Consider the following 13,485-nt stretch of genomic DNA (forward strand, 5'->3'; position numbering starts at 1 on the left):
CGAAAAAAAACCCCACGATTGCGGGGTTTCTCACTTCCGGACAGCGAACGCTTAGGTCGACTGGATGTTGGAAGCTTGCTTGCCTTTAGGGCCTTGGGTGACTTCGAACTGAACTTTTTGACCTTCTTTCAGGGTCTTGAAGCCGTTCATGTTGATTGCGGAGAAGTGTGCGAACAAGTCCTCGCCGCCATCATCAGGAGTGATGAAGCCAAAGCCTTTGGAGTCATTGAACCACTTAACGGTACCAGTTGCCATAAAAAAAACTTTCAATAAAAACGAATCACACGAGCCATAAAAGCAAGAAGCTTCCTGCCCCCTCCTCGACGCCTCACTTCTTATCAACATGTACATTTCTGCACAAGTCGATATGGCATTGTTGGCGGAACAATTTTTAATGTCAAGCGCTTTCGGCGCGCTGTTGGTATTTTTCTTGCAACAGCAACATTGCTCAACAAAAAAGCAACTCTTGATTTTTCGGCGGTGGCCGCCATCTGCGCCAAGTCGGGAAAACGCGTAAGATGGAATACATGTGGATTTACCTCCATAAAGCACGTTGCAACAACACCGAAAGCATTAGAATATAAGCGTATGGCAACCAAGCATGACACCGAACAGCTGCTGGAACGGCAGACGCTAAAACCGCCTCCCCTGTACCAGGTGGCGTTGCTGAATGACGACTACACCCCCATGGAATTTGTCGTGGCCGTGATTCAGGAGTACTTCAACAAGGACCGTGAGACGGCCACCCAGATCATGCTCAGCGTGCACCGCTACGGCAAGGGCGTGTGCGGCGTCTTCTCGAAGGATATCGCGAGTACCAAAGTGGAGTTTGTATTAACGCATGCACGCAAGGCAGGCCACCCCCTGCAGTGTGTGATGGAGGAAGTATGATTGCGCAGGAACTGGAAGTAAGTTTGCACATGGCGTTTGTCGAAGCACGGCAGGCACGGCATGAATTCATCACGGTAGAGCATCTGCTGCTGGCGTTGCTGGACAACCCGTCTGCGGCCGAAGTGCTGCGTGCGTGCGCCGTCAACATCGAGGATTTGCGCAAAACCCTGACCAACTTCATCGGCGACAACACGCCGACCGTGCCTGGCACGGGCGAAGTGGATACCCAGCCGACGCTGGGCTTCCAGCGGGTGATCCAGCGCGCCATCATGCACGTGCAGTCCGCTTCCAACGGCAAGAAGGAAGTCACCGGCGCCAACGTGCTGGTGGCCATCTTCGGCGAGAAGGACTCGCACGCGGTCTACTACCTGCACCAGCAGGGCGTGACCCGCCTGGACGTGGTCAACTTCATCTCGCACGGCGTGCGCAAGGACCAGCAGTCGGACGCCGCCAAGGCCTCCGAAGGCGTGGAAGAGGGCGCCCCGGGCGCCGAGGGCCAGCAGAAGGAAAGCCCGCTCGACCAGTTCACGCAGAACCTGAACAAGGCCGCCGCCGACGGCAAGATCGATCCGCTGATCGGCCGCGAAGAGGAAGTGGACCGCGTGATCCAGATCCTGTGCCGCCGCCGCAAGAACAATCCGCTGCTGGTGGGCGAAGCCGGCGTGGGCAAGACCGCCATCGCCGAAGGCCTGGCCTACCGCATCACGCAGAACGACGTGCCGGAAATCCTGCAGAACGCCGTGGTCTATTCGCTGGACATGGGCGCGCTGCTGGCCGGCACCAAGTACCGCGGCGACTTCGAGCAGCGCCTGAAGGCCGTGCTCAAGCAGCTCAAGGACAACCCGAACGGCATCCTGTTCATCGACGAAATCCACACCATCATCGGTGCGGGTTCGGCCTCGGGCGGCACGCTGGACGCGTCCAACCTGCTGAAACCTGCCTTGGCCAACGGCCAGCTGAAGTGCGTCGGCGCGACCACCTACACGGAATTCCGTGGCGTGTTCGAAAAAGACCACGCGCTGAGCCGCCGCTTCCAGAAAGTGGACGTGAACGAGCCTACCGTCGAACAGACCGTGCAGATCCTGCGCGGCCTGAAGTCGCGCTTCGAGGAACACCACGGCGTGAAGTACTCCGCGTCCGCGCTGTCCACCGCAGCCGAACTGGCGGCCCGCTTCATCAACGACCGCCACCTGCCGGACAAGGCCATCGACGTGATCGACGAAGCCGGTGCAGCGCAGCGCATCCTGCCGAAGTCCAAGCAGAAGAAAACCATCGGCAAGACCGAGATCGAGGAGATCATCTCCAAGATCGCGCGCATCCCGCCGCAGACCGTCAACCAGGACGACCGCAGCAAGCTGCAGACCATAGACCGCGACCTGCGCAACGTGGTGTTCGGCCAGGACCCTGCCATCGACGCGCTGTCGTCCGCCATCAAGATGGCGCGCGCCGGCCTGGGCAAGACCGACAAGCCGATCGGCTCCTTCCTGTTCTCCGGTCCTACCGGCGTGGGCAAGACCGAGGTGGCCAAGCAGCTCGCCTTCATCCTGGGCATCGAGCTGATCCGCTTCGACATGTCCGAATACATGGAGCGCCACGCCGTGTCGCGCCTGATCGGCGCGCCGCCGGGCTACGTTGGTTTCGACCAGGGCGGCCTGCTGACCGAAGCGATCACCAAGAAGCCGCACGCGGTGCTGCTGCTGGACGAGATCGAGAAAGCGCATCCGGACATCTTCAACATCCTGCTGCAGGTGATGGACCATGGCACGCTGACCGACAACAACGGACGCAAGGCCGACTTCCGCAACGTGATCATCATCATGACCACGAACGCGGGCGCCGAGAGCCTGCAGAAGACGTCGATCGGCTTCACCACCACCAAGCAGGCTGGCGACGAGATGGCCGACATCAAGCGCATGTTCACGCCTGAGTTCCGCAACCGTATCGACGCCACCATCAGCTTCCGCGCGCTGGACGAGGAAATCATCCTGCGCGTAGTGGACAAGTTCCTGATGCAGCTGGAAGAGCAGCTGCACGAGAAGAAAGTGGAAGCCGTGTTCACCGAGGCGCTGCGCAAGTTCCTCGGCAAGAAAGGCTTCGACCCGCTGATGGGCGCACGCCCGATGGCGCGCCTGATCCAGGACATGATCCGCAAGGCGCTGGCCGACGAGCTGCTGTTCGGCCGCCTGGTATCCGGTGGCCGCGTGACGGTGGACCTGGACGAAAAAGACCAGGTGAAACTCGAGTTCCCCGAATCGGACGCGGCGCCAAGCCCACCGCCCGAAACGGTGGAAGTCGAGTAACAAGCAAACCCGCCTCCGAGGCGGGTTTTTTATTTCGCAGGGCGGGTTGGCGCGAGCGCTACAGGCGTGCGATAAGCCGCCGCATCAGCGCCGCCAGCGCCGCCGGCTGCTCCAGCGGTATCAAATGCCCCGAGTCCTGCACCACCTCCAGCACCGCCCCCGCAATCCCGTCGCGCAGCTCCACCGCCTGTTCCGGCGAGCGCAACTGGTCCTGTGCGGCGGCGATCACCAGCGTGGGGCAGGCGATGCCGCCCAGCCGGTCCAGATCGCCCCGCTCCAGCAGCGACTGGCGCAGGAACACCTCGCGCCCCAGCCGCTCGCCCATGGCGCGCACGCGCGCAATCAGTTCGGCGTTCCCCGCCAGGTCCGGGTGCAGCGAGGTGACGATGGCGCCCTTGCTCAGCCCCCTGAACGGCCCGGGCGGCGTAGCCAGCGCCGCCTTCGCGCGCTGCTCGCGCGTTGCCTGCGAGTCCGGACGTGCGGACGTGGCGATCAATATCAGCGACTGCACGCGCTGCGGCGCCAGCCGCGCCATTTCCCGCGCAATGTAGCCGCCCATGGAAAATCCGGCCAGCGCAAAGCGCGGCGGGCAGGCGGCCAGGATGTGGCGCGCGATCTCCTCCACCGTGCTGCCTTCGCGCAGACTGCCGTGGATGATGGGATAGTCCGCCGCCAGCAGCGGCAGCACCTCATCCCACAGGGTTTCGTCCAGCATATAGCCGGGTATCAGGACAAGAGGGCTCATAAGTCGGCAAGGGTTTTGAATTGCGCGGCGCGGCGGCGCGACACCTCCACCGGCGGGCCGTCCTGCAGCGCCAGGTCCAGCCCGCCCGCATCGTTCGGCGCCACGCTGCGCACCAGGTCCAGGTTGACGATGTGGCGGCGGCTGGCGCGGAAGAAGCGCTGCGGGTCGAGCTTTTCCTCGAGCTCCTTGAGCGTGCGCAGCATCAGCGGCTGCTGGCTGCCGAAGTACACCCGCGTGTAGTTGCCCTCGGACTCGAACAGGCGGATGTCGTGCAGGCCGACGAACCAGCAGCGCTCGCCGTCCTTGATGAACAGCTTTTGCGGCGCGGGCCGGGGCAGGGCCCCATCGGCTGCCCCGGCTGCCCCGGCCGCAGGGATAGCCGCCTGCTGCGCGCTCGCCGCCAGCGCGGCGGCAGCCTGGCGCCGCTGCGCCGCGCGGGCCAGCGCTGCGGCCATGCGCGCGGGCTGGATCGGCTTTTGCAGATAATCCAGCGCGTTCACTTCGAAGGCCTGCAGCGCGTAGCGGTCGAAGGCCGTGGTGAAGATCACGTCCGGCACATCGTCCAGCGACGCCAGCAGGTCGAAGCCGCTGCCGCCCGGCATTTGCACATCGAGCAGCAGCAGGTCGGGCCGCAGGGCCGCAATCTGCGTCAGCGCATCGGCCGCGCTGGCCGCCTCGCCGACGATTTCCATTTCCGGGTGCGCCGCCAGCAGGCGGCGCAGCTCGGCGCGCGCCAGGCGTTCGTCGTCCACCAGCAGCACGCGCATCAGGCGGCCTCCGGCAAGGTCAGCGTGGCGCGCACCCATCCCCCGGATTCCGCCAGTTCCAGGCTGGCCTCGGGTCCCACCGCCAGCTTGAGCCGCTTGCGCGCATTGTTCAGTCCCACCCGCGTGGAGTTGCTGAATTGCCGCAGCGCGCCCGTGTTGGCAATCTCGATGCGCACCCCGCTTGCATCGCGCCGCGCGCTGATGGTGATGTCGCTGCCGGTGATGCTGTTCTCCACGCCATACTTCACCGCGTTTTCCACCAGCGTTTGCAGCGCCATTGGCGGCACTTGCACCGTCTCCGTGCCGGCCTCGATATGCAGGCTGGCGCGCAGCCGCTCCTCGAAGCGGATCTGCTCAATCGCCAGGTAGGCCTGCACCGCCTCCAGCTCCTCCGCCAGCGGCACCGTGCTGCTCTGGCCCGACTGCAGCGCGTAGCGCATCAGGCTCGCCAGCTGGTCTATCATCTGCGCCGCCGCGTCGCGGTCCTCGTACATCAGGCCGCGCACGCTGTTCAGGCTATTGAAGAAGAAATGCGGATTGACCTGGGCCTGCAAGGCGCGCAGCTCCGCGTCCTTGGCGCTTATTTCCAGCCGCAGCGCCTCCGCTTCAAAGCGCGCCGCGCGGCCGATGGCTTTCACCATCAGATAGAAGCCGGTCCAGCTGGCGAATACCAGCGTCCAGAAGATCAGCGCCATCGGCAGGAAGCCGAAGCTGTCGAAGCGCGCGTCCTGCAGCACCACCAGGCCCAGCACCACGCTGGCGCACTGCAGCGGCGGCAGCACCAGGGCGGGCACGGTCCACATCTGCCAGCGCAGGCGCGGCGTGTGCCAGCCCTTGCGCTTGAACAGGCTGCGCCATCCATGCGACAGCAGCAGGCCGCTGGCGGCGGTCCACACCGTGGTGAGCAGCACGCCGTCCAGCTGCAGCGCGGAGCGGTACATCGCCAGCATGAACATCAGGATGCCGGACCAGCCGCACAGCTGCAGTATCCAGTACCAATGCAGGCGGGTGAGCCAGGGGCGGGCGGAATGGTCCATTGCGTTATTTCAGAAATTGGTCGATGCGAGCATACATCCAATCAGGATCGTCGTACATGATGAAGTGGCGTGCCGTGTCGGCCAGCTCCACCTGCACGCCCGGCAGCTGCTGGTATTGGCTCTTGAACATGGCCTCCACCGCGCTGCGCGGCAGGAAGCTCTTGTACGCGGCCCAGCTGCCCAGTACCAGCGTGGGCGCCTGGATGCGCGCAAGATCCGGCCGCAAGTCCTGCGACAGCATCTGATAAATGGCGGTGGCCATGGTCCTGCGGTCCGACTGCAGGCTCCAGCCGGCCACGCGTTCCGCATCCGCTTCAGCGCTGACCAGGCTGCCGGCGGTACGGCGCTGCTGCGCGGCGAAGGAGGCCTGGTCGGCGCCGAGCAGGCGGTCCCGCATCTGCGCCGCCATGGCCTCGAGCTGCTCGGACGTCACGTTCGGCAGCTGGGTGGCGCCCAGCGCGGGCAACGCGTCCACCACCACCACGCGGCCCACCTGCGCCGGATGGTTCGCCGCCATCTTCAGCGCCAGGAAGCCGCCCATGCTGTGGCCGACCAGCAGCGGGCGCCCCAGCTTGTTGTCGCTGATGTAGGCGGACAACTGCTGCTCCACCGCCGGCAGCAGCGGCGCGTCGATGGCGGGCGCGCCCGCGAAGCCGGCCAGCGTCAGCACATGGCACTGGCGGCTGGCGCAGAAGCGCTGCACTGTGCCGTCCCACACCTCGCCCGGCGAGGCCAGGCCTGGAATCAGGATGACCGGCGCGCCGGCGCCCGTCACTTTGACGTTGAAGGCGGAAGGGGTGGCAGCGGCAGCGGTAACAGCGCCGGCGAGCAGCATGCTGCAGATCAGGCGTTTGAACATGGTGGGGCTCCTGGAGTGGTTGCGATGAAACCCATGCTATCGGCGCGCCGCCGGTCCGGCCACGGCCTTTGGATGAACGGCGAAAATTGAGGATGAACGGCGCGGCGGTGTGGTGTATATTTGCCAACCAGGTATTGCCATGTCCCCCTCACCGAGCGAGCCAAACTTGAACCGACCACGCCTGAAGTCCACCCTTGCCCCGCTGGCCGCCGCCTGCGCCATGCTGATCTCCCAAACCGCCGCCGCGCTGCCGAACACCAGCGACACCCGCATGCTGAGCGAGCCCGCAGTCTCTGCGCGCCACATCGCCTTCATGTACGCGGGCGACCTGTGGCTGGCCAACCTGGACGGCAGCGCGCCGCGCCGCCTGACTTCGGACCTGGGCGAGAAATCCAGCCCGGTGTTCTCGCCGGACGGCAAACTGCTGGCCTACACCGCGCAACTGGACGGCAATGCGGACGTGTATGTGCTGCCGGTGGAGGGCGGCGTGCCCAAGCGCCTGACCTACCATCCCGGCCAAGACATCGTGCAAGGCTTTGCGCCCGACGGCAAATCGGTGCTGTTCACCTCCCCGCGCGCGGCCTTCAACAACCGCTTCCGCAAATTGTTCACGGTGCCGGTAAGCGGCGGCGTGGAAACCGAGCTGGAAATTCCGAACGCGGCGCGCGCCGCCTACTCGCCGGACGGCAAGCGCGTGGCATACAACCCGTTCTCTCCAGCCTTCCTGCAATGGAAACGCTATCGCGGCGGCACCAACTCCGTCCTGTGGCTGTACAGCTTCGGCGACAAGTCGGTGGAAAAAATCCCGCAGCCGGCCACGCACGCCAACGACGTGGACCCGGTCTGGATAGGCGACACCGTCTACTTCCGTTCGGACCGCAGCGGCGAATTCAACCTGCACGCCTACGACCTGAAAACCAGGGCCGTGCGCCAGATCACCAATCACCGCGACTTCCCGGTGCTGAACATCTCCGCAGCGGGCAACACCTTGGTGTACGAGCAGGCCGGCTATCTGCACACGCTGGACCTCGGCAGCCAGGCGAACACCCAGGCCCGCAAGCTCACGGTGGGCGTGAGCACGGACCTGGGCTTGTCGCGCGAGCGCTGGGTGCGCGGCGCGCGCTACATCCGCAACGCGTCCATTTCGCCGTCCGGCGCGCGCGTGGCCTACGAATTCCGGGGCGAGATCGTCACCATCCCAGCCGACAAGGGCGACGTGCGCAATCTCACGCAGACCTCGTCCGCGCACGAGCGCAACCCGGCCTGGTCGCCGGACGGCCGCTCGGTGGCCTATATTTCCGATGAATCCGGCGAATACGAACTGCACATCCGCGCCCAGGACGGCAAAGGCGCACCGAGGAAACTCAAGCTCACCGGCGCGGGCTACTACGACAACCTGGTATGGTCGCCCGACTGCAAGAAGATCGCCTACACCGACAACGCCTGGACCCTGTACGTGCTGGACATCGCCACCGGGTCAACGAAGAAGGTGGCCTCCGAACCGCTCTACGGCGTGAACAAGACGCTGCGCGCCGCGTGGGCTCCGGACTCGCGCTGGATCGCCTACACGCTCAATTCCATGAGCTACACGCGCAGCGCCTACATCTACTCGCTGGAGCAGAATAAATCGCATGCGGTGACGGACGGCCTGTCGGACGTGGCCAATCCGGTGTTCGACAAGAGCGGCAAGTATCTGTACTTCTTCGCCTCCACCAACGCCGGTCCGAGCAACAACTGGTTCTCGCAGCAGAACGAGGATAACCAGGTCACGCGCACCATCTGGATGGCGGTGCTGCGGCGCGACCTGCCTTCGCCGCTGATCAAGGAAAGCGACGAGGAGAAGGGCGCACCGGCAGCGAAAGAGCCGGAGAAGAAGGACGCCGCCAAGACCGCCAAGGCCGAACCCGAAGCGGCCGACGCGGCCAAGGCCGATCCCAAGATCGACCCCAAGACCGGCCGCGACGACCCGAAAGTGGCGCTGGCCGTGGTCGCCCCCATCAGCATAGACTTCGACGGCATCGAGACCCGCATCATCGACCTGCCTGTCCCCGCTGCGAAAATCTCCGACCTTGATGCCGGCGCCGCAGGGCAGATCTTCTTCGTGCGCGACGCGGACGGCAAGAAAGCCATCCAGCGCTTCGACCTGAAGGACAGGAAAACCGAAACCCTGGTGGCCGAATCGGACGGCTACGACCTTTCCGCCGACGGCAAGAAGCTGCTCTACGTATTCAAGGACAACTGGGCCATGGGTTCGGCCACCGGCAAGCTGCTGCCGCCTGGCGAAGGCCGCATCAAGGTCGACAGCATCGAAGTGAAAGCCGAGCCGCGCGCCGAGTGGACGCAGATCTTCAACGAAGCCTGGCGCATCAACCGCGACTTCTTCTACGACCCCGGCATGCACGGCGTGGACTGGAACAAGATGCGCGCCAAGTACGCCGCCTTCCTGCCCGACCTGTCCAGCCGCGCGGACCTGAACCGGCTGATACAGTGGATGTGCAGCGAACTGGCGGTGGGCCACCATCGCGGCGGCGGCGGCGACAACTTCATCGAAAGCCGCGCCGTGCCGGGCGGCCTGCTGGGTGCGGACTACGAGATCGCCAACGGCCACTACCGCTTCAAGAAAGTGTACGGAGGCCTGAACTGGAATCCGTCGCTGCGCGCGCCGCTCACCGAGCCGGGCCTGAACGTGAAGGCGGGCGAGTATCTACTGGCGGTGGAAAGCCGTCCGCTGCTGCCGCCCACCAATCTGTACAGCGCGTTTGAAAACACTGCCAACAAGGCCATCGACATCACCGTGGGGCCCAACGCGGACGGCAGCAAGTCGCGCACTATCACCGTGGTCCCGGTGCCCAACGAGGACGCGCTGCGCAACCGCGACTGGGTGGAGGGGAATATCCGCAAGGTCAGCGCCGCCACCAACGGCCGCGTGGCCTATGTCTACGTGCCCAACACGGCGGGCCTGGGCCACACCTACTTCAAGCGCTACTTCTTCCCGCAGGCCGACAAGGACGCCGTCATCATCGACGAGCGCTTCAACGGCGGCGGCAGCGTGGCGGACTACTACATCGAAATCCTGCAGAAGAAGGAGATCGCGTGGTGGACCATGCGCTACGGCGCGGACATGAAAACGCCGTCCGCCTCCATCCAGGGCCCGCGCGCCATGCTGATCGACGAGACGGCCGGTTCCGGCGGTGACCTGCTGCCGTGGATGTTCCGCAAAAATCAAATGGGGCCGCTGATCGGCAAGCGCACCTGGGGCGGCCTGGTGGGCATCCTCGGCTTCCCGGTGCTGATGGACGGCGGCACGATTACGGCGCCCAACCTGGCGTTCTGGACGCGCGACGGCGGCTGGGGCGTGGAGAACGAGGGCGTGGCGCCGGACATCGAAGTGGAGCAGACGCCGGCCGAAGTGATCGCGGGCCGCGATCCGCAGCTGGAGAAGGCGATCGAAGTGATCAAGGCGGAGCTGGCGAAGAATCCGCCGGCGCGGCCTGTGCGTCCGGCCTTCCCGGACAAGAGCAAATAGTCAGCCGGCGAGTCAGCCGGCGCGGCCGAGTTTGCGCCGCATCAGCTGCGGGTAACCGAACCACATGGTAATCAGCAGCGCGAAGGCGCCGCCCCCGCTGCATGCGGCGAGGGCGGTGTCGCCGGTCACCATTTGCAGCACCACGAACACGTCCAGCGAAATGGCGGCCGCCAAGGGCGCCAGCGCGTAGCAGATGCAGCGCGAAGACAGCGCGATCGCGCGCCGCGAAATATGGAAAGGCTCGGCCTGGCGATGGTAAGCGGCCGGCATCATCACGAGGGCGATCGCCACCACCACCAGCGCCAGTGCCGCCACGTGGCAGTCCTGCACCAGCATGGGCAGCTGCTTGAAGGGCTCGTTGAACACGGCGATGGTCTGGAAGCCGAACAGCGCCTGCACGCCGGGCAGCACCATGCGCGCCTCCTCGATCACCCGGCCCATCTGCTCCTTCAGCGATTCCGCCTCCACCTGATCACGCATAAACGCCTCCATTGATGAGGCGATTCTAGCGCCGCCCCCGCCCGCGTGGCGCGCCCTTCAGCGAACTGAGCCGCATTCGGGGTCTGACCCCGAATGCGGCTCAGTCCGCTTGTAGTCAGGGAGCGCGCATTTAGGGGCAGACGGGGACGCCGAGCCCCGAATGCGGCTCAGTTCGCTTGTGGTTAGGTGGAGGACTGTTCGGCGCGCAGGCGGCGCCAGAGGGTGGTGCGGCTGATGCCGAGGTGGTCGGCGGCGGCGTCGCGGCGGCCGCCGAAGCGGGCCAGCACGGCGCTAGCGCTTTCCGGGGCGCCGGGGATTGCTGCTGGAGGCGGCGGCGGTGCGCCGGCAAGCGTGCTGGCGCTGGCTTGCAGCTCGGGGGCGACACTGAGCACAAAGCCCGGCGTGAGCGCCTGCAGCGGTTCGGCGGCCAGGAACAGCGCCAGCCGTTCGGTCAGATTGCGCAGCTCGCGCACATTGCCGGGCCAGCCGTAGCCCAGCAGCAGCGGGGTGCAGGCGCTGATCTCGGCGTGCAGATTGGGATGCGGCCGCGCGCCCAGCGCCGCCAATGCATTTTTCAGCGACCACTCGGCCAGCGGCACGATATCTTCGCGCCGTTCGCGCAGCGGCGGCAGCGCCAGGCGCAGCACGGCAAGACGGTAGAACAGGTCGGCCCGGAAGCGGCCTTCGCGTACGCGCTGTTCCAGGTCGCAGTGCGTGGCGCTGATGATGCGCACATTGATGGCGATGGGCCGCGTGCCGCCCACCCGCACCACCTCCCGTTCCTCCAGCACCCGCAGCAGGCGCGTTTGCAGCGCCAAGGGCATTTCGCCTATCTCGTCCAGGAACAGCGTGCCCCGGTTGGCCGCTTCGAACAGGCCCGCGTGCCCGCCGCGCCGCGCGCCGGTGAAGGCGCCTTCCTCGTGTCCGAACAGCTCGGACTCGAGCAGCGATTCGGCGATGGCGCCGCAGTTGACCGCCACAAAGGGCCGGCTGGCGCCCAGGCTGCGCGGCGCCTCGCGGTGGATGGCCTGTGCCACCAGTTCCTTTCCGCAGCCGGTTTCGCCCTGTATCAGCACCGTGGCGGGCGACTTCGCGTACAGCACCACGGCCTGGCGCATCTTCTCCATGGCGGCTGAATCGCCGCGCAAATCGTTCAGGCCGTGCCGCGCGCGCAGCGTGTCCGCCACCACGCCCAGGCGGCTGCGCGCACGGTTCGATTCGAGCTGGGTCAGGCGCGCCATCTCCAGCGCGTCGTCGAAGGCGCGCCGTATCGATGCGGCTGAGTACACGAACACCGCCGTCAGCCCGGCCTCTTCGGCCAGGTCGGTAATCAGCCCGGCGCCGACGATGGCGCGCACGCCGGAGGCTTTGAGTTCGTTGATCTGCGCGCGCGCGTCCTCCTCGGTGGCGTAGGTGCGCTGCTCCACGCCGAAGCCGAAGGTGGCGGCGAATTCGGACAGCTCGGGCATTTTCTCCTGGTAGGTGACGACGGCGATGCGCTCGGACACGCGCCGCGCCCGCGCCAGCGCCTGCATCACGTCGAAGCCGCTGGCCTTGGCGATCACCACCGGCACCGACAGGCGGCCCTTCAGATAGGCCGCGTTCGAGCCGGCCGCGATCACCGCGTCGCAGCGCTCGGTGGCCATGCGTTCGCGGATATGGCGCGCCGCCTCGTCAAAGCCCAGGTTGACCGGCTCGATGGTGGCCAGGTTGTCGTATTCCAGCGTGATATCGCGGAACAGCTCGGACAGGCGCGATACGGCCACCGTCCAGATCACGGGTTTGTCGGCGGGGTCGAAGGGCGGCGGGGCGGATGGGCGCATGTTTCAATTATAGGCCATGTTTCGCAACGTGATGTTTCAGTGTTTCAAAATGAAACAGGACTATAGTGCATTCATAGAGCCAAGTGCTTGATTTTGCTATGGTTCACCTGCTGGCACGGGGCTTGCAATACTGGCTGCAACCTAACTTGAAAGGGCATCACATGAGCCAGTACTCCGCAGGCGCCGCGTTCCGCAAAGCCGTCCAGGAAGAATCCCCGCTGCAGGTTGTCGGCGCCATCAACGCCAACCACGCCCTGCTGGCCAAGCGCGCCGGGTTCAAGGCCATCTACCTGTCCGGCGGCGGCGTTGCCGCCGGCTCGCTGGGCCTGCCCGACCTGGGCATTTCCAGCCTGGACGACGTGCTGACCGACGTGCGCCGCATCACCGACGTGTGCGACCTGCCGCTGCTGGTGGACGTGGACACCGGCTTCGGCGCCTCCGCCTTCAACGTGGCGCGCACCGTCAAGTCCATGATCAAGTTCGGCGCCGCCGCCATGCACATTGAAGACCAGGTGGGCGCCAAGCGCTGCGGCCACCGTCCGGGCAAGGAGATCGTCACCAAGCAGGAGATGGTGGACCGCATCAAGGCCGCCGTGGACGCCCGCACCGACGAAAACTTCGTCATCATGGCGCGCACCGACGCGCTGGCCGTGGAAGGCCTGGACGCCGCCATCGAGCGCGCGGTGGCCTGCGTGGAAGCCGGCGCCGACATGATCTTCCCGGAAGCGATGATCTCGCTGGACATGTACAAGCAGTTCGCCAAGGCGGTGGGCGTGCCCATCCTGGCCAACATCACCGAATTCGGTTCCACCCCGCTGTTCACCGTGGACGAGCTGCGCACCGCCGACGTGGGCCTGGTGCTGTACCCGCTGTCCGCCTTCCGCGCCATGAACAAGGCCGCTGAAAACGTCTACGGCGCCATCCGCCGCGACGGCACGCAGCAGAACGTGCTCGACACCATGCAGACCCGCGCCGAACTGTACGACCGCATCAACTACCACGACTTCGAGCAGAAGCTCGACGCGCTGTTCGCCGCGCAAAAGAAATAAGCCAGAAT

General features: G+C 65.5%; 11 protein-coding genes. 4 read left to right on the forward strand and 7 right to left on the reverse strand.

Going from position 1 to position 13,485, the window contains the following annotated elements:
* Nucleotides 1–51 precede the first annotated feature (51 nt).
* The gene (gene cspE, locus AC07S4_RS28150; RefSeq protein WP_019921881.1) at nucleotides 52–255 is read right to left on the reverse strand and encodes a transcription antiterminator/RNA stability regulator CspE; all 204 of its coding nucleotides are present in this window, start codon (nucleotides 253–255) and stop codon (nucleotides 52–54) included.
* 333 nt (nucleotides 256–588) lie between these two features.
* Between cspE and clpS the strand changes: the two genes are divergently transcribed.
* Together clpS and clpA are read left to right on the forward strand one after the other, a co-directional pair.
* Entirely contained in the window at nucleotides 589–891 is a 303-nt protein-coding gene (clpS, locus tag AC07S4_RS28155) for an ATP-dependent Clp protease adapter ClpS (protein ID WP_161074917.1), read from the forward strand.
* Complete coding sequence (gene clpA, locus AC07S4_RS28160) at nucleotides 888–3,191, forward strand: ATP-dependent Clp protease ATP-binding subunit ClpA (protein WP_494989744.1); 2,304 nt, start codon at nucleotides 888–890, stop codon at nucleotides 3,189–3,191. The genes clpS and clpA overlap by 4 nt, the downstream gene beginning before the upstream one ends.
* 58 nt (nucleotides 3,192–3,249) lie before the next feature.
* Here clpA and AC07S4_RS28165 read toward each other — a convergent pair whose 3' ends face one another.
* Genes AC07S4_RS28165 through AC07S4_RS28180 form a run of 4 tightly spaced genes read right to left on the reverse strand, consistent with a single transcriptional unit; the run spans nucleotide 3,250 to nucleotide 6,599 of the window.
* On the reverse strand, nucleotides 3,250–3,936 hold the full coding sequence (locus AC07S4_RS28165; protein WP_494989745.1) for an alpha/beta fold hydrolase: 687 nt from the start codon (nucleotides 3,934–3,936) through the stop codon (nucleotides 3,250–3,252).
* Complete coding sequence (locus AC07S4_RS28170) at nucleotides 3,933–4,703, reverse strand: LytR/AlgR family response regulator transcription factor (protein WP_494989746.1); 771 nt, start codon at nucleotides 4,701–4,703, stop codon at nucleotides 3,933–3,935. Before AC07S4_RS28170 ends, AC07S4_RS28165 begins: the two co-directional genes overlap by 4 nt.
* Entirely contained in the window at nucleotides 4,703–5,740 is a 1,038-nt protein-coding gene (locus AC07S4_RS28175; protein WP_494989747.1) for a sensor histidine kinase, read from the reverse strand. Before AC07S4_RS28175 ends, AC07S4_RS28170 begins: the two co-directional genes overlap by 1 nt.
* A gap of 4 nt (nucleotides 5,741–5,744) precedes the next feature.
* The gene (locus tag AC07S4_RS28180; RefSeq protein WP_494989748.1) at nucleotides 5,745–6,599 is read right to left on the reverse strand and encodes an alpha/beta fold hydrolase; all 855 of its coding nucleotides are present in this window, start codon (nucleotides 6,597–6,599) and stop codon (nucleotides 5,745–5,747) included.
* 166 nt (nucleotides 6,600–6,765) lie between these two features.
* On the opposite strand from AC07S4_RS28180, the gene AC07S4_RS28185 reads away from it, so the two are divergent.
* Entirely contained in the window at nucleotides 6,766–10,125 is a 3,360-nt protein-coding gene (locus AC07S4_RS28185; protein ID WP_494989749.1) for a S41 family peptidase, read from the forward strand.
* Between the two features lie 12 nt (nucleotides 10,126–10,137).
* On the opposite strand, the gene AC07S4_RS28190 is transcribed toward AC07S4_RS28185, so the two are convergent.
* Nucleotides 10,138–10,605 carry a DUF6328 family protein gene (locus AC07S4_RS28190; RefSeq protein ID WP_494989750.1) on the reverse strand — a complete coding sequence of 156 codons (468 nt, stop codon included), beginning with the start codon at nucleotides 10,603–10,605 and terminating at the stop codon, nucleotides 10,138–10,140.
* Between the two features lie 182 nt (nucleotides 10,606–10,787).
* Nucleotides 10,788–12,428, reverse strand: a complete 1,641-nt coding sequence (gene prpR / locus AC07S4_RS28195; RefSeq protein WP_494989751.1) for a propionate catabolism operon regulatory protein PrpR — start codon at nucleotides 12,426–12,428, stop codon at nucleotides 10,788–10,790.
* 161 nt (nucleotides 12,429–12,589) lie between these two features.
* On the opposite strand from prpR, the gene prpB reads away from it, so the two are divergent.
* The gene (gene prpB / locus AC07S4_RS28200; RefSeq protein WP_494989752.1) at nucleotides 12,590–13,477 is read left to right on the forward strand and encodes a methylisocitrate lyase; all 888 of its coding nucleotides are present in this window, start codon (nucleotides 12,590–12,592) and stop codon (nucleotides 13,475–13,477) included.
* The last annotated feature ends 8 nt before the right edge of the window (nucleotides 13,478–13,485 follow it).

The organism is Pseudoduganella sp. GW821-FHT05F09, assembly GCF_059419605.1.